The organism is Rhizobium sp. R635, assembly GCF_002211285.1.
In the GTDB taxonomy this organism is placed as follows: Bacteria; Pseudomonadota; Alphaproteobacteria; order Rhizobiales; family Rhizobiaceae; genus Rhizobium.
This window is the reverse complement of record NZ_LOKX01000032.1, coordinates 241472-262203: the sequence shown is the minus strand read 5'-3', so window position 1 is coordinate 262203 and position 20732 is coordinate 241472. Positions and strand designations below refer to the sequence as shown.

Below are 20732 nucleotides of genomic sequence, written 5' to 3'. Positions count from 1 at the left end.
AAGGGTGAAACAGTTGGAGGGCGGGCGAACCGGGCAGATCTGGCGCGACGGCGAAACCGTCATCAGACCATCAGGCGCATGGACGCCGACCACGCACCGGTTCCTGCGCCATCTCAGAAGCAAGGGCTTCCTGGCGGCGCCGGAGCCCATTCAAATTACCGATGAAGGTCGGGAGGTCGTCAGCTACGTCACTGGCCGCGTCTGCGAAGAACTCAGTGACCCTCTTGCCGGATCGGAGCGCATGCTGATTTCCGCGGCGAGACTTCTCAGCGCTTTTCATACTGCATCTCAAGGCTTTCTGGAATCGGATGGCGAGGCACAGATATGGATGCTGCCGGCGCAGGAGCCGCGCGAAATCGTCTGCCACGGAGACTACGCGCCCTACAACGTCGCCGCCGCCGATCATGAGGCTGTCGGGATCATCGATTTCGACACCGCCCATCCCGCCCCGCGGCTGTGGGATCTCGCCTATGCGGTCTATCGCTGGGCGCCTCTCTCCGATCCCGCCAATCCGTCTGTGGCATTCGGCCTCGACGAACAGTTGCGGCGGACTGATATCTTCTGCACCGCCTATGGCGCGATGTTGGAGGAACGGCGCCAGCTTCCCGCGATGATCTGCAGGCGGCTCCAGGCCCTCGTCGATTTCATGCTGGCAAGCGCCGCAGTTGGAGACGAGACTTTCGCGGAGGATGTCGATGCGGGAGATGCCCGGCTCTATCTCCACGACATCGACTATATCGGCAAACATCAGGACCGGCTGCTGGAGGTTCTGTGCTGACTAAAGCGCGTCGCGATCTTTCAGATTCGCTCGTCGCGCTTTAGGTCTTTGTTGTTACGCATGTCGTTCTCGCAAAACCGCTGCACACTTTTGCGCGACATGCTTTAGAGCCACTTTCTCCGGCGGAAGAAGCCGAAAAGACCGAGGCACAAGACCGCGATGACGCCAAGCACGACGAAATAACCGTACTGGAATTTCAGTTCCGGCATATCGCTGAAATTCATCCCGTAGATGCCGGCGATCGCAGTGGGAACGGCAAGGATCGCCGCCCAGGCGGCGAGCTTGCGGGCGATCGCCGTCTGCTCCGTCTGGCCGATCATCACGCTGGCTTCAAAGGCGAAGGCAAGCACCTCGCGCAGCGCGTCGATATCCTCCTGAACCCGGCGCACGTGATCGGTCACATCGCGGAACAGCGACTGGAGCGTCGGGTCCATGCCGGGAAGATCGATATGCTCGTATCGCCGGCAGACATCGACGAGCGGCACCACGGCGTTGCGCAACCGCAGGAGCTTGCGCCGCAAAAGGTAAAGCCGCTCGATGTCGGATTTTCCCAGCTGTTCGCGCAGCACGAGATCCTCGAGCATCTCGACCTCTTCCTGCACCACCTCGATGACAGGCATGTAATTGTCGACGATGAAATCGAGGATGGAATAGAGAATGTAGTTCTCACCATGGGCAAGCGCCGCTGGCGTCGCCTCGCATCGTTGCCTGACGGCGAGATAGGAGGAGGATTCTCCGTGGCGAACCGAGACGACATAACCGCGGCCGACGAAGAGATGCGTTTCGCCGAAGACGATTTCGCCGTCCTTCATATGGGCAGTGCGGGCGACGATGAACATCGCCTCCCCGTAAATCTCGAGTTTCGGGCGCTGGTGCGGCTGCGCCGCATCCTCGATCGCCAGCGGGTGGAGATTGAACTCGGCCTGGATCTGGTGCAGCAGCACCTCATCCGGCTCGTGCAGGCCGATCCAGACGATGGCATTCTCCCGGCTTCGCCACTCGCCGGCTTCCTCTATCCTGATGTCGCGAATGCGCTGCCCATGCTCGTAAACGGCGGCAGCCACGACGCCGGGCCGCTGTTCATGACGAGGCGAGGCCGAACCGCTGCTCTCCCGCGCTGGAGAACTCTCCAGATCCTTCAACCGTTCCAAATCCTGCCGTCCTCCCCGTCCGGCGGATCACGCATCCGCCATCAACGCCGGTCAGGCGTTGCGCCGATCATAATGCCATTTCGAAAAACATGCATCCGCTTCGGGGCAACTACGATCACGCCTCCCACGGCGCCTTGCGCTGCAAGCGCTCTGCGACCTTCGGTGACGCGGCTGAGGGCGGACCCTCGATCGCCGCGACAAAGGCAGCGAAAGCATCTGGAGACAGACGAAAAGCGCTTTCCCTCAGGATCGCCATCTGCGCCTCCTCCTCGGCGGCATGCTGCACGGACTCTGTATTGGTCATGTTTTTCCTCATGCGGGAAACTACAAGCCAATATGCCATGGAACGCAATATGTGAAAAATCCCGCGGGCAGTCGAAGACAGCATGTCAGTTCGGACACACCGAACGCGTGGGCCTCGGCAGGCAGCCCGCGCATCACGTATCCGTGGAAATATCGTCCCAATCCTGATCCATATAACCGATCAGCCAGTTTAGCGCATAATGGCGCTCGTAGACCACGCCCTTGTCCAACCCGGCGGGCGCCTCTTCGCCTTTCAGCCTGGCATTCACAGCGGCCCAATCATAGCGGTAGATCAGATCGGCGGCGTCGAGCAGCTCTTTCTGCGGACGCAGCTTGGCGCGGCGCATCAGCCCGTCCGTTCCCAGTTCGCGAAGCGTGTTCGCGATGAAGGGGACATCGCAGATATGATCGGGGCGTTCGAGTTCCGGCGCGATGCCGAGCGCCCACAGCATGACGTGCACGCCTTCGTAGCGCCAGGCGAAATTCGTCCGGTCCTGATCCGAGGGATCTGGATCGTCCATGAAAGCCTGTTCCTTCGGCGTGAAAAAACCTGCCGCGTCGAACTGCTTGATCAGGGCCTGCCCCATCGCGTGGTCGCCGGTCTCGCCCTTCACGGCGACGATAACAAGCGCGATGGCGCGCTGAACCACCAGCTTGGTATTGCGTCGGGTACTCGCGCTCTCGGGCTCGATCGTCGGCAGATGATCGATTGTGGGAACACCTTCCGATTGCAGCTGAGCGACGGACCGGGCCTTGCGCGTCTGCGCCTCGTCAGCGGGTTGCGAGACGGCTGCCTGCACCGGAATGATCAGTGCGAGAAGAGTGGAAAGTATGCGCTTCATCGTGTCTGGCTCCCGTCATCGCGGCAAATTGAGCAATAGGCATTTTTCGTATCAGCGGGATTGCGAGCCTGAAAACAAGCGCGGCTTTCCGCAGAATTGGTAAACGCGTCTTTACCTAAAGAACCAATCGTTAAATTCTTTTCGGTACAAAAGATCCTGGCCAGCCCGGTCTGACGCCGGCGCTCGATTGAGGACTTTTCAATGCACCGTCCAAACATCAAGTCCAGTTTGCTGTTGATTTTCAGCGGCATAGCCGTTCTTTTCGGCCTTGTCGCTTATCTCGCGGTCGACGGGCTGCAAAAGACGAACGGCTCGACAGAGGAAATTGCAAACCGCTGGCTGCCAAGCGTGCAGGCTTCGCAGGCGATCAATCTCGATATGACGAATTTGCGCCTTGCCTACCGCGATCACATCATCGCGCAGTCGGAGGCGGAAAAGAAAACGCGTGAAGAAGCCATAGCAGCCGCCGAGGACGCGGTTCGCAAATCGGTCGATGCCTATCTTTCGCAAGCCACGTCCGACCACGAGCGCGACCTGATCAAATCGATCAAGGAGAGCGTCGGGGGTTATATCGCCAGCAGTTCCCAACTGCTCGCTCTTTCGCGCGCCAACAAGACCGAGGAAGCCGGGCAATATCTGGGCGGGGAGATGCGCTCCTATTCCGACAAGCTCAAAGGGGCCACGACGGCTCTAGTCGCATTGGACATAGACGGCAGCAAGAATGCCGCCGAGCTTAGCAAGGAAACCTTCGCCTCCATCGAATTCTACCTGCTTGCCGCAATCGGCTTTGCAGGTCTGCTCGTTTTCGGCGCCGTCATCTTCGTGCTGAAGGGCATCGCCAATCCGATTACCGGCATCACCGGCGCGATGCGGCGCCTCGCCGAGGGAGATACCGGTTCGGAGATTCCGTTCTCCGATCGTGCCGACGAAATCGGCTCGATGGCCGGCGCGGTGGAAATCTTCCGCCAGGCCGCGATCACGAACAGGCGCATGGCGATGGAAGCCGAGGAAAATCGCAACCGGGCGGAGGCCGATCGCCTTGCCGCCCAGACCCAGGCGGAAGCCGAGGCTTCGGAGCGGCTGCGCGTCGCCACCTCGGGCCTTGCCGGCGGCTTGAAGCGGCTCGCCGCAGGCGACCTCGCCTTCCAGCTCAACGAGGCCTTCGCCCCGGATTTCGAGGCGCTGCGGCATGACTTCAACCAGTCCGTCACCCAGCTCGGCGCGACACTGAGAGCGATTTCCGACAGTATCGGCACGATCGACGAGGGCACGCGGGAAATCTCCTCGGGCGCCGGCGATCTGTCCAAGCGCACCGAGCAGCAGGCCGCCTCGCTCGAGGAAACGGCGGCAGCGCTGGAGGAGATCACCGCCAACGTGTCGAACTCCACCAAACGCACCGAGGAGACACGCAAGGTCGCCACGGAAGCAAATCGCAACGCCGTCATGTCAGCCGATGTCGTTTCCCACGCCGAAGAGGCAATGGAGCGCATCGAGACGTCGTCGCAGCAGATTTCCAACATCATCAGCGTCATCGATGAAATCGCCTTCCAGACCAATCTCCTGGCACTCAATGCCGGGGTGGAAGCGGCCAGAGCCGGCGAAGCCGGCAAGGGCTTTGCCGTCGTCGCTCAGGAAGTGCGCGAACTCGCCCAACGCTCGGCAAGCGCTGCCAAGGAAATCAAGAGCTTGATCCAGAATTCTTCGAAAGAAGTGGAAAGCGGCGTCAAGCTGGTGCGCGATACCGGACAGGCGCTCAAGACCATCGGCGGCTTCATCACCGAGATCAATCAGCACATGGATTCGATCGCGACATCGGCGAAGGAGCAGTCGATCGGACTCGGTGAAGTCAACGGCGCCGTCAACCGGATGGATCAGACCACCCAGCAGAACGCCCACATGGTTCAGCAATCGACGGCCGCATCCGACTCGCTCGCGCAGGAAGCCCAGAAGCTTCGCGAGCTCGTCACCCAATTCAGGCTGGACGACGCTGCGTCCGGCCAATCGGCGGCCCTTCGCTCGACGGCGAGATCAATGGCGCAACCGGCAGCCCGCGCCGCCATCCATGCGGTTGCCGCACACCGCTGAGACGGGCGGCGGCATGAGCCTCGATGATCAAGGCGCCCGGCAATGCCGGGCGCCTCTCGTTTGTCAGGACGCGAAGGCCGGCTTGTGACGAGCGCCCATTCTCAGCACGAAATAGATCGCCCCGCCGATGCCGACGCCGAAAAACCAGCCGTAAGTGCCCCACCAGTCCGGCAGGATCGAGGTGAAGGTCGGCAGGATCGATGAGAACAGCGCACCCACCGCAAATGCGATGAAGGCATTGCCGTGCCATCCGTTCTGGAAGCGGAACTCGCCGCTCTCGTGATAGAGCGCCTCGACGTTCAACTGGCTCTTCCGGATGAGATAATAGTCCACCATCATGATGCCGAAGATCGGGCCCATCGTCGAACCGATGAAGTTGACGAAATGCGCCGCACCCGTTTCCCAGGGAGCAAACGGATAGAGCACGAGGGCGATCAAAGCGGCGATATATCCGCCGCGCTTGAAGTTGATCTGGCGCGGGAAGACATTGGCGAAGTCGAAGGCCGGCGAAACGAAGTTCGCCACGACGTTGATGCCGAGCGTAGCGACCGCGAATGTCAGCGCAGCAAGCAGCGCCAGGAACCAGCTGTCGAATTTCGCCGAGATCATTTCCGGATGCAGCAGGACCTCACCATATACGGTGAAGGCGGCCGTGGTCGTGACACCTGCGACGAGGCAGAACGCCAGGAGGTTGATCGGCAGGCCCCAGAGGTTGCCCTTCCGCAGCGCCTTCTCGCTCGTCGCGTAACGCGAGAAATCGCAGAAATTCAGGTAAAGCGCTGCGAAATAGGTGATCCAGGTGGCGGCCACCGCGGCGAGTGCGGCAATGGAGCCGGGCTCGCCCGGCACGCCGGCATCCTTGGTCTTTTCGATCAGCACGTCACGCGGGATTTCGGAGCCGAACGAGAAGGTGCCCGACTTGACGACCAGATAGACGGCCAGGATCAGCATCATGATCCAGACGGCAGGACCTGCCCAATCCTGGAACTTGCGCACCGTTTCCATGCCGCGCTGAATGATCAGCAGCTGCAGCGCCCAGACGATGACGTAGCAGATGAGTTCGAGCGTCGAATGGCCGAGCATGTGGCTGTTCTGGTGGAAGGCGAGCAGGCTCTCGTTGCGGATCAGCAGGGCGACGATCGCGCCGGATGCGGCCGCCGTCTGCGCGCCGTACCAGAAGCAGGCGACGACCGCCCGGACGAGTGCGGGAACATTGGCCCCGAAGGTGCCGAAGGAGGCACGCGCCAGAACCGGAAAAGGCACGCCCGTGCGCACGCCGGCATTTCCGACCAGGCTCATCAGGAAGAAGATGACGAGGGAGCCGATGCCGATGGCAATGACGAAATTCACGAAGCTGCCGCAGAGCAGAAACAGGCTCGCGGCCAGATAATAGCCCCAAAGGCTGTGAACGTCAGATGTCCAGACGTTAAAGATGCTGAATGCACCCCATTTGCGCTCCTCGGCGGGTGCAAGATCCTCGTTATACAACGAGGGAGACGGATTTTTTACGCTCATGAATGCCCTCCCATATCCCCTGAGGCCGACTCGGCCACGGACGGAAGTCTGCTCTTCATTTATGCATCTGACAATTTAATAGTCACATTGTACACAATGTTGACGGCCTGGATGTACAGAAACTCTTGAGCGTTCTCGGGGTCACCGGGCGCCGACGACCCGTCCGGCCAGGCGAAACGGGCTCGCGACTGCGGCGCCGGCAGCATCGAAGACGAAGGCGCCGACATCGCCGGCGGTCGAACGCCTGCCGCTCTCGAAGGAGGTAAGCTGGGCGCCGAACTTGGCGAGTGACGCGTATCGGTCGTGGCCCAACCCATCGGATGTCTTGATCGACGTGATGTCGATGACCCGAAGCCTCGCCTTCAAGGCGGCCTCCTCGATGACGGGATCGTCGATATCGAGGCGCCCGACGCGCGGCCGCTCTCCGGCAATGAAGCTCGAAGCCACGAGCGCCCGGTCGTCCTTGGAAACCAGAAGGGAGATAGGCATCGGCATCGGACCGATATCCCTAAGCTGCGAGCGGAAAACATCGACGTCGATGTCTGGGGCGGCGAGCACCACCGCCAGCTTGCCGATGACGGCGTCGCGATGCTGCAGCTTGAGCTCCCGCACCGTTTCCATCACCAGGAACCCGCCCATGCTGTGCCCGAACAGGATGATGCGCTTCACCTTGGCCGATGCCGAGAGCGATGTGACGAGGGAATCGAGTTCGCTGCGCGAGGAAAGCGCGGCGTCGCGGTCGGCGACATATCCGGCAACGGATGCCGCCGAAGGCCAGGAAAACAGGATTGGAGCGCCCGGGAGCTTCGCATCGGCAGCGATCTGGGCGGTGCGGTAAAGCGCCTCCTGGTAACTGTAGTTGTAGCCATGGACGAAGATGCCGACGGTACCGTCGGGTTGCACGGAGGCGAGCGCCTGCTGCACGAAAGCATCCTTAGGCAGTTGCTTGCGCTCGACGACGGCAAATTGCCGCTCCGGATCCGGTTTCGCCTTGGGATAGGTGATCACGGTATCCTTCCTGCCGGGAGGAACCGAAAACGCGTATTGCTCATAGGTCAGTTTCTCGGCCCATGTGCTGCCGAAGCCGCCCCGCACGCTATCGGGGGTTCTGTTGGTCGCGACGAGCACGCTCACTTTGTCCGGCGCCGCCTCCGAACGAGGCGGCTCGCTCAGATGAACGGGCGTCAAGACCTCCGGCGATGGCCGCGTGGCGCAGCCGGCAAGTATCGCCAGGCCGATGGTCACGATGATCGCCGGCATTGCCCTTGGCAGGCCTCGGAAATGTCGCTGCATCATCGATCCGTTTCCCTCAAGCCCAGACGCTCTCCGGCGTGTGGTTCAGTCCGCGTCATCATTCGCCATGCCGTTCCCGCTCCGGTGTGGGACGGCATCGCCTGCGCCATCCCACCCATTTCGTCGCGGCCCGTGTTGCAGCGGCCGCCGCGGCGGCCGTAGGCGATGGCCGTCGAAGACTGCATCATGCCTCTGCCGCGGCTTCGGCCGGAGCGCCCTCATCCCTTGGGATTCTGAACCATGCGACGTAGAGCGCCGGCAGGAACAGCAGGGTCAGCGCGGTGCCGATGACGATGCCGCCCATCATGGCGTAGGCCATCGGACCCCAGAAGATCTCGCGCGAGATCGGGATCAGCGCCAGGGTTGCCGCCGCCGCCGTCAGCATGATCGGCCGCATGCGGTGCTCGGTCGCCTCGATGACCGCCTGCCATGGCGGGACACCTTCGGCGCGCAAATGCTCGATCTGCACCACCAGGATGACGGAGTTGCGGATCAGGATGCCGATCAGCGCCAGAATGCCGAGGATGGCGACAAAGCCCATGGGCGCATTGCTCAGCAAGAGCGCCGCCACCACGCCGATCAGGGCGGTCGGCGCCACCGCGAAGACCAGGAACAGGCGGCTGAAGCTCTGCAGCTGGATCATCAGGATCGTCGCCATCGTGAACAGCATCAGCGGAGCCACGGCGGCGATCGGTCCCTGCGCCTCGGCGCTGGATTCGACCGCGCCGCCGATTTCCACCTTGTATCCGACGGGAAGGGTCTTCTCGAACTCCTCGACCTTCGGCTTCAGCTGATCGACGATCGTCGCCGGCTGCGTCGAACCGATGACGGCCGCCTTGAGCGTAATGGTGGGCTGCCGGTCACGACGCCAGATCGTCGGCTGCTCGAGTTCGTAGCGGAAATTCGCCACGGCCGAGAGAGGCACGACCTTGCCGTTGGAGGTGGAGAGCTGCAGGTTCTCGAGCGTCTGCACGGAATCGCGCTCGGATGCCCTGGCCCGGCCGATGACATTGACCAGGTAGATATCGTCGCGGATCTGCGTTGCCGTCGAACCTTCGACGATGCCGTTGAGCGCGGTCGCAATGTCCTCGGAGGAAACGCCGAGCTGGCGCGCCTTGTCCTGCAGCACATCGACCTTCACGACGCGGGATGGTTCGTTCCAGTCCAGCACCATGTTCGACAGCAGCGGGTGAGTACCGACGACGCCTGCAAATTGCTGGGAGATGTCGCGCACCTTTTGGATATCCGGGCCGGTGATCCGGTACTGGACCGGCTTGCCCACCGGAGGGCCGATATCGAGAAGCTTCACGAAGGCGTCGGTGCCGGGGAAGGACTTCGTCAGATAGTCCTGCAGCTCCGCCCGCACCTTGTCGCGCACGTCGAGGCCCTTGGTGACGATGATGGTCTGTCCGAAGGTGACATCGGGCGTCTGCACGTCGAAGGACAGGATGAAGCGCGGCGCGCCCTGGCCGACATAGGTCGTCCAATGGTCGATATCCTTGTTATCGGCCAGCATCTCCTTTTCGAACCGGGCCATCTGCCTGTTGGTCTCGGCAATCGAGCTGTTGTGCGGCAGGTTCCAGTCGATCACGAGCTCGGTTCTGTCCGAATTCGGGAAGAACTGCTGCTGCACCAGCCCCATGCCGCCGACCGAAAGGGCGAAGACGCCGACCGTCAGCACGATGGTGACCCAGCGCCAGCGCATCGCGAGCTTCAGCAGCCAGGAGAAGATGGCGGCGAAGCGGCCCTTCTTCTCGTGATGCGACTTCATCGTCTTCGGCAGGATCGTGACACCGAGAAGCGGCGTGAAGAGCACGGCGACGATCCAGGACACCACGAGCGAAACGGCGATGACGACAAAAAGCGTGAAGGTGAATTCACCGGCCGCACTGCTGTTGAGGCCGACCGGGATGAAGCCCGCGACGGTCACCAGCGTTCCCGTCAGCATCGGAAAGGCCGTCGAGGTATAGACGTGGGTGGCGGCCTTCCTGAGATCATCGCCCGCCTCCAGGCGAGCCACCATCATCTCGACGGCGATCATGGCGTCGTCGACGAGCAGGCCGAGCGCGATGATGAGCGCGCCGAGCGAGATGCGCTGAAGCGAAATGCCGGAATATTCCATCACCACGAAGGTAATGGCGAGCACGAGTGGAATGGAGATCGCCACCACCATGCCGGCGCGCAGGCCGAGGCTGATGAAGCTGATGACGAGCACGATGACGATCGCTTCGAAGAGCGCCCGGGTAAAGCCCGAGACGGCCTCGTCGACGACATGCGGCTGGTCGGAAACGCGATGGACATCCACCCCGATCGGAAGATCGGCGACGACCTGTTTCATCCGCGCGTCGAGCGCCTCGCCGAATTCGAGCAGGTTGGCGCCCTGCTTCATGCCGATGGCAAGCCCGATTGCGGGCTCGCCGTTGAAGCGGAACAGCGCCGAGGGCGGATCGACGTAACCGCGCTTGATCGTGGCGACATCGGTCAGCGGGAAGAAGCGGTCGTTGATGCGAAGGTTGATCGACCGCAGGCTTTCCTCGGAGGTGAACTGTCCGCTTACCCTGAGCGCGATACGCTCCGGACCGGCATCGACGAAGCCGGACTGGGTGACGGCATTCTGGGCCTGCAGGGTCTGGATGACCGACTGCTGGTCGATGCCGAGTGCTGCGATCTGGCGCGTGGAGAATTCGAGATAGATCGCCTCGTCCTGGGCGCCGATCACATCGACCTTGCCGACATTCGGCACCGTCAAAACTTCGGAGCGGGCATTTTCCACGAGATCGCGAAGCTGGCGCTGGGTCAGCCCGTCGCTGGTGAAGGCGTAGATGTTGCCGAACACGTCGCCGAAGCGGTCGTTGAAGAAGGGACCGACGACGCCGCTCGGGAAATCGCCCTTGATGTCGGCGATCATGTTGCGGATGCGCAGCCAGGTCGGCGCGACATCCCTGGCCTTCGTCGTCGGCAGCAATTCGACGAAAACGGTCGTCTGGCCGGCGACGGTCTGGCTCTTGGTGTAATCGAGCGATTCCAGTTCCTGGAGCTTCTTCTCGATCCTGTCGGTCACCTGCCGCGTCACTTCCTCCGCGGAAGCGCCGGGCCACTGGGCAGTGATGACCATGGTCTTGATGGTAAAGTTCGGGTCTTCCTCGCGGCCGAGGTTCAGGTAGGAGAAGGCGCCGGCAAGAATGAAGACGATCATGAAGTACCAGACGAGCGAACGGTGTTCGAGCGCCCAGTCGGAAAGATTGAAGGACTTCACTGGCTGATCTCCTGGTCGATCCTGATGGCCTGGCCATCTTCAAGTTTATGCACGCCTGCCACGACCACCCGCTCTCCTGGAGCGAGCCCTTCGATGATGCGGACGGTGCCGCCGTCGACGACGTCGCCGTCGATCTTCACGCGGCGCAGCGCCACCTTCTTGCCCGGCACGTCGACGATCCAGACGCTGGCGCCATCGGTGCCGGCAAGGATCGCCGAGGAAGGCAGCACGATCTCGGGATCGGCGGCAATGGTTGCCGAGGCTGTGATGACCGCGCCGAGCCGGAAGGCTTCAGGCGGATCGGCGAGCGCGATCTTGGTTCTGCTCGTGCGGGTGGCGGTCTCCGCCTCCGGCGCGATCTCACGCACGACGCCCGTCGTGCGGATCGACGGCTCGAGCTGCAGCGTCACCTCGAAGGGCGCGCCGATCTTCAGTTTCTGGGCGGCGGCCTGCGGCACGTCGACCACCGCGTCGCGCTTGTCCGGCCGCGCTATCGTGACGACCGTCTGGCCGGCCGAAACGACCTGGCCGACCTCGGCCGAGGTTGCCGTCACGACACCATCGAATTCCGCCTGAAGCTGCGCGTAACCAAGCTGCTCCTTGGCCTTGTCGAGATTGGCCTGCGCCTTGGCGACGGCGGCTGTGGCCGTCCGTCTCGCCTGCTCAGCCTCTTCGAGCGAGGCTTCGGTGCCCGAGCGCGATTCCACCAGCGCGCGCTGGCGCTGTTCCGTCGTCACCGCGTTTCGAAGCTGGGCATCGCTGTTCTCCACGTCGGACTGGGCGCTGCGCACGGCAAGTTCCAGCGCCAGCGGATCGATGGCGGCAACGACATCACCCTTCTTGACGACATCGCCGACATTGACGTTGCGGGCGATCATCCGCCCGAGGATCCGGAAGCCGAGATCGGTCTCGATCGTCGGCTGGATCGTGCCGGTCAGTCCGAGGCTCGTCGCCGGCGTCTGCTTGACCGTCACCGACAGCACCGGACGGGGCGCTTCAGCAGTGCTTTCCTCCTGTTTGGTGCAGGAGGAGATCAGGGCCGTACCCATCATCAGTGCGATTATCTTGGGACGAATGCTCACTTGGATGCTTCCTTGACATAAGACACGATTTCGCCGGGCCTGAGGAATTTGGTGCCGTCGGTCACGACGATATCTCCCGCCGACACGCCCGACTTGACGACGAAGCTGCCGGTCTCGTAGCCGGCGACATCGATCGCTTTCACCGAGACCGCGGAGGATGCGGGATCGACGGTCCAGACGGCCGGCTTGCCGCCCTTGGAGGTCATTGCCGACCAGGGCAGCTGGATGACGTCCTGCGGGACGTAACGGAACTTTCCGACGACGGGAGCGCCGAGTGGAATGGGCGCGTCGCTCGTAATCGCGACCTTGACCCGGATGGTGCCGGTGGACGAATCGATCGTCGGCGAAATCTCGCGCACCTTCGCCGTGATCTTCTGCGAGGGGTCCGACAGAAGGGCCACGGTACCGTCGCCGTCGATCGGGCGCAGGAATGCGCTCTCCACCACTTCGAAGACGGCATCCCGATCGCCGTCATGGGCAAGGGTGAAGACGACCTGCGCGGCCTGCGCCACCTGCCCGACCTCGGCGTTGCGGGCAGTGATCACCCCGTCGGCATCGGCCTTCAGCTCCGTATAGGAGAGGGTGTCCTGCGCTGTTTCGAAGAGCGCCTGCGCCGATTTCGTCGATGCCTGCGCCGTCAGCAGCGCTTCCTGCGCCTGATCGAGCGCGGCGCGTGTCGTTACCTGGGTTCGAAACAGGCTCTGCTGGCGGTCGAAGGCAAGCTGCGCCTGGGTCTGCTGCGCCTCGGCGGACTGAAGATTGGCCGCCGCCACATCCAGGTCGGCCTTCTGCTCTTCCGGATCGATGCGCGCCAGAAGCTGCCCCGCCTTCACGGATTGTCCGACTTCCACCAGCCGCTCGATGATCTTGCCGCTGACGCGGAAGGACAGATCGGTCTGGACGCGTGCCCGGACTTCTCCCGTGATCACGCCGCCCTGAGCCAGCGGCTCGGACTTGGCGACGACGACGCCGACCTGCCGCGGGGTCGGCTCGGTCGGCCCGCCCGCATCGCTGCATGATCCCAGACCGATGGCGCATACGATCGCTGTGGCGACCAGAATGGTTCTCATAGTTGACCTCTTGCTCTCAACGGCAGCTGCTATATAATTGACTGACGCATTAGTCAATGAAACTTTTGCCGCAGGGATGAGGGCGGGCAACTAAAGGGAGGCGAGGCACGAATGGCAGATCAGAAGAAACTCACACGCGCGGAGCAAAAGGCGCTGCGGCCCATCCAGATCCTGGATGCCGCCTTCGAGGAATTCGTCCGAAGCGGCTTCGCCGGCACGCGCGTCGAAGACATCGCCGACAGGGTCGGCGTCACCAAGGGCACGGTCTACGTTTACTTCGAGACGAAGGAAAAGCTTTTCGAAGCGATGATCAATCACTTATCCGTGCCGTTTCAGGAACTGCTTGCTATGACCGACGGGCTCAGCGGCAGCACGACCGACAGGCTCCTTTCCATTCTCCGCCTGCTCTACGAACAGGTCGCCGAGGATCGCACGACCCGCGAGCTGATGCGGTTCGTCATTGCGGAGGGACACAGATTCCCCGACCTGATCGACCGCCACCACGATCAGTTCATCGCGCCTGTGATCGCCAAGCTCGACGCCCTCATTCTGGAGGGCGTGGCATCCGGCGAGTTTCGCCAAGTTCCGGTGGAGTTCTCCGACATCGTGGCCGCGCCCATCCTGACGACGACGGTGCTGCGGCTGATATTCGACAACCGCCGCGTGCCCACCCCCGACAAGGAGGCTTTTCTCAGGACCTATATCGACCTGCTGCTCAACGGCCTGCTCGCCAAGCCTCAGTGATCGCCTCCCCGGCCGATTTTCCTCCGCCAAGATTGGCAAGGAGGTTTGGAAGGACGTTTTTAAGGAGGCCCAACATTTTTAAAAATGCGCAGGAGATCGGCTGCGGATCTTGGCTGTACCCATTTTTTAAAATGTTGACCTCTCTTAAAAACCTCTTTGTCAATCCTAGGCATTTGAATCTATTAACATTCTGTGGCAAAGGGGTTTTTAAGGCAGCGATTTTCCGGAAACTCCTCAAGGCACGACCTCAATCGTGACGGAATAAAGTGGAACGCAAAGTCAATCTCAAGGATGTCGCGCGCGATGCCGATGTGTCGCTGAGCACGGCCTCGCACGCGCTGAACGGAACCGCGCCGCTGACGATCGAAGTGCGCGAAAGGGTTCTGGATTCGGCCAAACGCCTGGGCTATCTCGACCGCCGCCGGAAAAAGGCGACGATCGCCACGCTGCGCGTCCTGCTGCTCGCCATTCCCGATGACGCCGCGCCCGAGAGCGATCTCAACCTGGTGAGCTGGACGATCCTCAACGGTCTGCGCAGGGAGTGCGAGCGCCGCGGCATCCGCATCGTGCCTTATGTCAGCACCGGCCGGCGCATCGACGGCGCCGAGGTCCGGCAGATCGCAATGTCCGAGCGTGCGGACGGCATCGTGGTCTTGAACGACGATCAACCGGAACTCATCCGCAGCCTCGCCTCCCCCGACATGCCTGTCGTCATCGTCAATGGCGAGGACCCGGCCATGCTGGTCGATACGGTGACGCCTGAAAACCGCTTCGGCGCGCGGCTCGGCATCGAGCACCTACTGGCGCTCGGCCATCGCCGCATCCTGCATCTGACCTGGAAGGGCCGCACGACGATCCAGCGCCGGTATGACGGCTTTTCCGATGCCTATTTGGCCGCCCATCTTCCTATGCCCAAAGATATGATCCTGGAAGCCGAGGGATACGAGCCGAGGCACGGCGAGGCCGCCATCAATGCTTTGCTCGAGCGCGACCCGACGATGAAAGGCGCCACCGCCGTCTTCTGCGCCGCCGACAACCTGGCGCTCGGCTGCCTGAAAGCGCTCGCCGACCGCGACATACGCGTGCCCGAAGCAATATCGGTCCTCGGCTTCGACGACATCGTCCCCGGCGAATTCAGCCGCCCGCCGCTTTCGACGGTCAGCGTCCCCACCGACAAACTCGGCGCCGCGGCTTTAGCGCTCATCGAACAACGCCTGATCGCCAACGACCCGCAACGCCCGGCCCACCGCCTGGAACTCGGCTGCCACCTGGTTTTGCGCGGCAGCGTGGCACCGCCGCGTTAATGAATCCACGTGCACGGCAACTGAGTGACATTCCAAGCCGGGATAAATCGTATGTCTCGGATATCACCGACGACACTTTCCGGCCGAATGCAGTCACCGTAAGGGCTCCCAATTTACATTGTCACGCCGGCTTGGATTGTTATGATGACGCCATCAACTTTATTCAGGTCGTCTATGAACTATTCTGACATGCCGGGCGGAGCCGAATTGCTGGCATGGTTTGGTGAAGAGCCAACTTTTCACGACGCGGAAATCATTAGCCTTTCTCTCAACCGAACCGGCACAAGTGAGTTGAAAATTCACGGTTGGATCATGACCGATAAGGTCGATCCCAATGGCTACATCGTTCTCGATAAGCATGCTATCGTCACGTTTAAGCTCGAAGAGGTTATGGACCTGCAATTGGACGGGTTTAGCAACCAGAATGTCATTGCGGGATTAGTCCTCCGCTACGCGACCGACAGAGGTCGATCCAGCTACTATCCCGTGTCGGCAGACCCTCACGATATCGAGATCGAACTTATCCCATGCTATGGCCTGGATGGCTTCATCAGAGCTAAGAAGGTTGCCATCTCATTTAATCCAGGCCGCCCAGTATCCGATGAGTAGACCTGAGCGGTGGGCAAACGCCAATCAAGAAATGACCGCGTTTGGCGCGCAGTCGTGCGTGAGACAGCAATTCTGTCAACAAACGAGCAAAGCGGCTCAACCAATCACGCTTGAACCGCTCCTTTTCCAAGGCAGGAACAGAGCCCGCCGACGTTACTGCGCCGAGATCAGAACTCGGACCATTCTTCCTGCTTCACGGCCAGATTGCCGCGTGTGACGGGGCGGCCGGCGCTTGCGGTGCGCGCCGGCGCTGCCATGGCGGTGGCGGTCTTGCGGAGCACCGCAGCCTGGGAAGCGCCGCTGTCGCCGAGCTGGAAGCGGTTGATCAGGTCGCGAAGGCGGCCGGCCTCGCCGGCGAGCGTGGCGCTTGCGGCATTGCTTTCTTCGACCATAGCCGCGTTCTGCTGCGTCACCTGGTCCATCTGGTTGACGGCGGTATTGACCTCCGAAAGCCCGATGGACTGCTCCTTGGCGGAGGTGGCAATCGCGTCCATGTGCTGGTTGACGGTGACGATATACTCCTCGATCGTTTTCAGCGCCTCGCCGGTTTCGCTGACGAGCCGCACGCCGCTCTCCACTTCGACGGAGGAATTGCGGATGAGATCCTTGATCTCCTTGGCGGCCTGCGCGGAGCGTTGGGCGAGCTCGCGCACTTCCTGCGCGACGACGGCAAAACCCTTGCCGGCGTCGCCGGCGCGGGCGGCTTCCACGCCGGCGTTGAGCGCCAGCAGGTTGGTCTGGAAGGCGATCTCGTCGATCACGCCGATGATGTTGGACACCTGGCTCGACGACTGTTCGATCTTCTGCATGGCATGGACCGCGTCGGCGACGACCTTGCCCGACTGAACGGCGCTGGCATTGGCCTGCACCGCCACCGTGCGGGCCTCCTCGGCGCGCTTCGAGGAATTCGAAACATTCGCGGTGATCTGGTCAAGGGCGGCTGCGGTCTCTTCAAGAGAGGAAGCCTGCTGTTCGGTTCGCTTGGCGAGATCCTGGGCGCTGATGCTGATCTCGCGGGTGCCGCTGTCGATCTGGCCGGTCGATTGCGCGACGGCCCGCAGCGTCTGCTGAAGCTGGTTGACGGCAGCGTTGAAATCGGCCCGGAGGCTTTCGAAATCCGGCGCGAAGGACTGCGTCAGCTGGAAGCCGAGATCGCCGCCGGCAAGATGCTTCAAACCGTCGGCAAGGCCCGACGTCGCCTGCGCCATCTGCTCGGCGCGCAGCCTGTCGGCTTCCGCCTTCTGGCGGCGCTCTTCCTCGGTCATGTTGCGGTTGGCGGCCGCCTCTTCCTCCAGCCGCTTGTTGGCAAGCGCATTGGCGCGGAACACCTCGACGGCGGCGGACATCTCGCCGATTTCGTCGCGGCGGTCGGCTCCGGGAATATCGAGGGCAAGGTTGCCGCCGGCGATGGCGCCCATGGTTTCGGTGAGGCGGCGGATCGGCCGCACGATCTGTCCGAGGCTGACAGCGGTCGCGACGGCCAGGGAGACGAGGGCGGCGATCACGAGCACGATGTAGCTCGTGGAGATCGTCTGGTTGGTCACGGCGCTCGCGGCATCGTTCTTCCGCTTCAGTTCCGTCTTTGCCCAGTCGTAAAGCTCGGTCGCGTCGGCGTCGAACTTCATTCTCGCAGGCTTGAAACTGTCGGTGTTCAGGCGCAGAGCGGCGGCATCGTCACCTGCCAGGGATGCCGCCACGATGGGCGGTGTCGTTGCCTGCAAGGCGCGCAGATCGGATTTGAGCCCCTCGAACCGTGCCTTTTCGCTTGGATAGTGGCTTGCCGCATCATCGATGAAGCCGGCGGTTTCATCAAACACCTGCGCCAACTCGCCTTCCGACTTCTTGACGCTCTCCTGATCCGGCTCGGCAATGAGGCGGAAGACAACGCGGCCGATCGAGTCGGAATTGCCGGTGATTTCCGCAAGCTTATTCGTCCCGCTTGCGTCCACGTTCAGGAGCGCGCTGTAGGTGTCGTCGATCGACCGCAGCTTCGAAGAGACATAGACGCTGACGCTGACCCCGATAATGACGGTGAAAGCTGTCAATCCCAGCAGTTTCGGGCCTATTTTGAGAGACTTCAGAGAGATCATGTGTTGTTCCAGCCTAATGCGCCTTAAAACTTGAATGAAACCCAGAATCGCATCTGCTTCTCATCCTGACGTTCAGGAACAGCCAAACGGAGGAACCTATTCATTCCGCCAAATAATATTTTGGCACATTTATGAAATATCAGAATAATAGTTCCCGAAATTTCTAATATAATGGCTAAATGCCCAATAATTCGGGAACATATCTTTACGACTTCAGGAAATGACAGGATTATTTCGGCCCTTCATGGCCGTATTTATTGCTGTTTCTGCCTGACGCAAAAAATTGCACGCGAAAATTAAGATGGTGTAAACGATACAAAAGGGTTGCCTGCAGCGCTCACTATTTTGCGCATATCGGATAGTCATGCCCAATCTGTACAGTCCGAGCCGAGGAATGCGCCCGAAAAACAGGCATCAGCCTCGCAAGCCATGCGCGAACGTTAAAGCGCGCCGCATCGACGCTGATCGATGCGGCGCGCTTCATTGGGCGCAGTGAGACGGAAATGCGGTTTGCAACGCTCGGGAGGGTTTCCACGTCTTGCCCCCGGTTGACGGGATCATGCGCCAGCTTCGGTCACTTCATCCCCGTTCCGGCAATGCCTGTCGTGATGTATTTCTGCAGGAACAGGAACACGACGGTCACCGGCAGCAGGCTGAGGAAGGTCATCGCCAGGATATAGTGCCACTGCACAGAGAATTCGCCCTGGAATGCGTTGAGACCAACCTGCAAAGTGAAGTTCTCGCGGCTGTTGAGGACGATGAGCGGCCACAGGAAGTCGTTCCACCGCCAGAGCACCGAGAAGATCGCCAAAACCGCAAGCGCCGGCGCCGTCAGCGGCAGGATGATGCGCCAGAAGATGCAGAATTCGCTCGCCGCATCGACGCGCGCCGCCTCTATCAGTTCGTCGGGGATGGTCAGCATATATTGCCGCAGCAGGAAGACGGCGGTCGGAGAGGCGATCGTCGGCAGGATGACGCCCCAGAGATTGTCTGCAAGCCCGACCCCGACGATGACGAGATAGGCCGGCACCATGACGACGGCGAGCGGGATCATCAGCGTCGAAATGATGATGACGAAAACCGTCGTATCGCCGCGAAATTTGTATTTCGACAGCGCAAAGGCCGCCATGGCATTGACGATCAGCGTCAGAAGCGTCGCGACCACGGTGACGAACACCGAGTTCTTGAGGAAGGTCAGGAAGTTGAAGCGCGTCAGCGGGTCGGTGTAGTTTTCGGTGGCGACGGTCATGTGCTGCACCGGCGTGATCCCCTTCACGTCGACGCTGACCGGCGGTCCGGGATTTGCCGGATCGACCATCTGCGCCTTGAGGCCGATGCGCCTGACCATGGCCATTTCGCGCGACTGACCGTCGACAGTCACCTGCCAGAGGCTGAGCGGCTTGTCGAAGCCCGGCACCGTCTGTTCCACGGCGGCGCGGGGAAGCAGCGTCGGCGGGAAGCGGGTGATCTCGGCCGCCGGCTTCAGCGAGGAGAGGCCGGCCCAGACGACAGGAACGAGCACGGCGAGCGTGCCGCCGATCAGCCAGACCCATGACAATATGTCGGTTATGTCGATGCGTCCGGCCCGGCGCGTGCGCGAGAGAAAGCTGATCGGGTTCATCTCAGGACTCCATTCGCTTGCCCAAGCGCAGCTGTATGAGGGTGAGAACCAGAAGCACCAGCCCCATGAGAACCGATGCGGCGGAAGCGAGGCCGAAGAGGCGCAGATCGCTGCTGAACGCCATCTGGTAGATATATTGAACGATGAAGCTGTTGGCCGTGCCCGGACCGCCGCCGTTGGTCAGAACCCAAGCCTCGTCAAAGATCTGCACGGACTTGATCATCAGAAGGATGAATACGACGAGCAGGTTCGGCGCCAGCAGGGGCAGCGTGATCCTGAACAGGGTGCGGCGCGGCGAAGCGGCGTCGATGGAGGCGGCTTCGTAGAGTTCCCTAGGGATCGCCTGCAGGCCGGCGAGCAGGATCAGGGTGTAAAAGCCCATGTGGAACCAGACCGACACCACGACCACGAAGAAACGCGACCAGCCAACGTCGAGCAGGAAGATCTCCGGGGGCACCCCGAGCATCTGGAAGAAGGCGTTCAAGAGCCCGTTGCGGTCGAGGAACCATTTCCAGATCAGGCCGATGACGACGGGCGACAGGAGAACGGGATAGAAGAACATCGCGCGGAAGAAGCCGCGCGCGAAGATCGCCCGATTGAGGATCAGCGCCGTGATCAGCGCCACCAGCAACGTGGCGACGACATTGCACGCCACGAACCAGAGCGTGTTCCAGACGGCCGTCCAGAACAGGGATTCCTGGCAGGTTCCCGGCTGCAAATAATTGCCGCAGGAAAGCAGGGCGCGGAAATTGTCGAAACCGACGAAGGGCCGCTCCGAGACGAAGAGATTGGTGCCGCCGGTGAAGGCGTAGCCGACCGCGATCGCAATCGGAAGGAACGTGAAGATGGCGAAGAGAACGAGGTTCGGCGCCAGGAACATCCAGGGCATGCGCTTGCGGCCGAAGATGCGCTCGAACGCATTCATCGGAGCCTCGACCACCCTCATCGCCGTTTCACCCGCCTGGGAGAGCAATGCACCAGCTGCCATG

General features: G+C 61.6%; 16 protein-coding genes. 5 read left to right on the top strand and 11 right to left on the bottom strand.

Annotation, left to right across the window (positions count from 1 at the left end; genetic code table 11):
- Positions 1–4: 4 nt before the first annotated feature.
- Positions 5–778, top strand: a complete 774-nt coding sequence (locus ATY78_RS20755; RefSeq protein ID WP_088684181.1) for an aminoglycoside phosphotransferase family protein — start codon at positions 5–7, stop codon at positions 776–778.
- 104 nt (positions 779–882) lie between these two features.
- On the opposite strand, the gene ATY78_RS20750 is transcribed toward ATY78_RS20755, so the two are convergent.
- The 3 genes from ATY78_RS20750 to ATY78_RS20740 all read right to left on the bottom strand — a co-directional run bounded on the left by ATY78_RS20750 (position 883) and on the right by ATY78_RS20740 (position 3074).
- On the bottom strand, positions 883–1929 hold the full coding sequence (locus tag ATY78_RS20750; protein ID WP_088684180.1) for a magnesium and cobalt transport protein CorA: 1047 nt from the start codon (positions 1927–1929) through the stop codon (positions 883–885).
- A gap of 115 nt (positions 1930–2044) precedes the next feature.
- Positions 2045–2233 carry a DUF1778 domain-containing protein gene (locus ATY78_RS20745; RefSeq protein ID WP_245313610.1) on the bottom strand — a complete coding sequence of 63 codons (189 nt, stop codon included), beginning with the start codon at positions 2231–2233 and terminating at the stop codon, positions 2045–2047.
- 133 nt (positions 2234–2366) lie between these two features.
- Positions 2367–3074, bottom strand: coding sequence for a DUF4272 domain-containing protein (locus ATY78_RS20740; protein ID WP_088684178.1), 708 nt, complete (start codon positions 3072–3074; stop codon positions 2367–2369).
- Positions 3075–3275: 201 nt separating this feature from the next.
- Here ATY78_RS20740 and ATY78_RS20735 point away from each other — a divergent pair, with 201 nt between their 5' ends.
- Complete coding sequence (locus ATY78_RS20735) at positions 3276–5159, top strand: HAMP domain-containing methyl-accepting chemotaxis protein (RefSeq protein ID WP_088684177.1); 1884 nt, start codon at positions 3276–3278, stop codon at positions 5157–5159.
- Between the two features lie 63 nt (positions 5160–5222).
- Here ATY78_RS20735 and ATY78_RS20730 read toward each other — a convergent pair whose 3' ends face one another.
- The 5 genes from ATY78_RS20730 to ATY78_RS20705 form a co-directional block, all read right to left on the bottom strand.
- On the bottom strand, positions 5223–6674 hold the full coding sequence (locus ATY78_RS20730; protein ID WP_088684176.1) for an NCS1 family nucleobase:cation symporter-1: 1452 nt from the start codon (positions 6672–6674) through the stop codon (positions 5223–5225).
- 141 nt (positions 6675–6815) lie between these two features.
- On the bottom strand, positions 6816–7970 hold the full coding sequence (locus ATY78_RS20725) for an alpha/beta fold hydrolase (protein ID WP_088684175.1): 1155 nt from the start codon (positions 7968–7970) through the stop codon (positions 6816–6818).
- Positions 7971–8151: 181 nt separating this feature from the next.
- Complete coding sequence (locus ATY78_RS20715; protein WP_088684173.1) at positions 8152–11223, bottom strand: efflux RND transporter permease subunit; 3072 nt, start codon at positions 11221–11223, stop codon at positions 8152–8154.
- Positions 11220–12305, bottom strand: coding sequence for an efflux RND transporter periplasmic adaptor subunit (locus tag ATY78_RS20710; RefSeq protein WP_088684172.1), 1086 nt, complete (start codon positions 12303–12305; stop codon positions 11220–11222). The genes ATY78_RS20715 and ATY78_RS20710 overlap by 4 nt, the downstream gene beginning before the upstream one ends.
- Positions 12302–13375 carry an efflux RND transporter periplasmic adaptor subunit gene (locus ATY78_RS20705; RefSeq protein ID WP_088684171.1) on the bottom strand — a complete coding sequence of 358 codons (1074 nt, stop codon included), beginning with the start codon at positions 13373–13375 and terminating at the stop codon, positions 12302–12304. Before ATY78_RS20705 ends, ATY78_RS20710 begins: the two co-directional genes overlap by 4 nt.
- 111 nt (positions 13376–13486) lie before the next feature.
- On the opposite strand from ATY78_RS20705, the gene ATY78_RS20700 reads away from it, so the two are divergent.
- From ATY78_RS20700 to ATY78_RS20690, 3 genes are all read left to right on the top strand, one after another.
- Positions 13487–14119 (top strand): TetR/AcrR family transcriptional regulator, encoded by a 633-nt coding sequence (locus tag ATY78_RS20700; protein WP_088684170.1) that lies wholly within the window; start codon positions 13487–13489, stop codon positions 14117–14119.
- 266 nt (positions 14120–14385) lie between these two features.
- Positions 14386–15423, top strand: a complete 1038-nt coding sequence (locus ATY78_RS20695; RefSeq protein WP_088684169.1) for a LacI family DNA-binding transcriptional regulator — start codon at positions 14386–14388, stop codon at positions 15421–15423.
- A gap of 174 nt (positions 15424–15597) precedes the next feature.
- Positions 15598–16032 (top strand): Imm50 family immunity protein, encoded by a 435-nt coding sequence (locus ATY78_RS20690; protein ID WP_088684168.1) that lies wholly within the window; start codon positions 15598–15600, stop codon positions 16030–16032.
- Positions 16033–16199: 167 nt separating this feature from the next.
- Here the strand turns inward: ATY78_RS20690 and ATY78_RS20685 are convergent, their stop codons facing one another.
- From ATY78_RS20685 to ATY78_RS20675, 3 genes are all read right to left on the bottom strand, one after another.
- Positions 16200–18122, bottom strand: a complete 1923-nt coding sequence (locus ATY78_RS20685; RefSeq protein ID WP_088684167.1) for a HAMP domain-containing methyl-accepting chemotaxis protein — start codon at positions 18120–18122, stop codon at positions 16200–16202.
- A gap of 574 nt (positions 18123–18696) precedes the next feature.
- Positions 18697–19743 carry a carbohydrate ABC transporter permease gene (locus ATY78_RS20680; RefSeq protein ID WP_088684166.1) on the bottom strand — a complete coding sequence of 349 codons (1047 nt, stop codon included), beginning with the start codon at positions 19741–19743 and terminating at the stop codon, positions 18697–18699.
- A gap of 1 nt (position 19744) precedes the next feature.
- On the bottom strand, positions 19745–20731 hold the full coding sequence (locus ATY78_RS20675; protein ID WP_088684165.1) for a sugar ABC transporter permease: 987 nt from the start codon (positions 20729–20731) through the stop codon (positions 19745–19747).
- Between the last annotated feature and the right edge of the window lies 1 nt (position 20732).

What these genes read in the sequence shown, in the direction of transcription:
- ATY78_RS20745 (WP_245313610.1), bottom strand. Translation starts at nt 2,233, where the DNA reads ATGACCAATACAGAGTCCGTGCAGCATGCCGCCGAGGAGGAGGCGCAG.
- ATY78_RS20740 (WP_088684178.1), bottom strand. Translation starts at nt 3,074, where the DNA reads ATGAAGCGCATACTTTCCACTCTTCTCGCACTGATCATTCCGGTGCAG.
- ATY78_RS20735 (WP_088684177.1), top strand. Translation starts at nt 3,276, where the DNA reads ATGCACCGTCCAAACATCAAGTCCAGTTTGCTGTTGATTTTCAGCGGC.
- ATY78_RS20730 (WP_088684176.1), bottom strand. Translation starts at nt 6,674, where the DNA reads ATGAGCGTAAAAAATCCGTCTCCCTCGTTGTATAACGAGGATCTTGCA.
- ATY78_RS20725 (WP_088684175.1), bottom strand. Translation starts at nt 7,970, where the DNA reads ATGATGCAGCGACATTTCCGAGGCCTGCCAAGGGCAATGCCGGCGATC.
- ATY78_RS20705 (WP_088684171.1), bottom strand. Translation starts at nt 13,375, where the DNA reads ATGAGAACCATTCTGGTCGCCACAGCGATCGTATGCGCCATCGGTCTG.
- ATY78_RS20700 (WP_088684170.1), top strand. Translation starts at nt 13,487, where the DNA reads ATGGCAGATCAGAAGAAACTCACACGCGCGGAGCAAAAGGCGCTGCGG.
- ATY78_RS20690 (WP_088684168.1), top strand. Translation starts at nt 15,598, where the DNA reads ATGAACTATTCTGACATGCCGGGCGGAGCCGAATTGCTGGCATGGTTT.
- ATY78_RS20685 (WP_088684167.1), bottom strand. Translation starts at nt 18,122, where the DNA reads ATGATCTCTCTGAAGTCTCTCAAAATAGGCCCGAAACTGCTGGGATTG.
- ATY78_RS20680 (WP_088684166.1), bottom strand. Translation starts at nt 19,743, where the DNA reads ATGAACCCGATCAGCTTTCTCTCGCGCACGCGCCGGGCCGGACGCATC.
- ATY78_RS20675 (WP_088684165.1), bottom strand. Translation starts at nt 20,731, where the DNA reads ATGGCAGCTGGTGCATTGCTCTCCCAGGCGGGTGAAACGGCGATGAGG.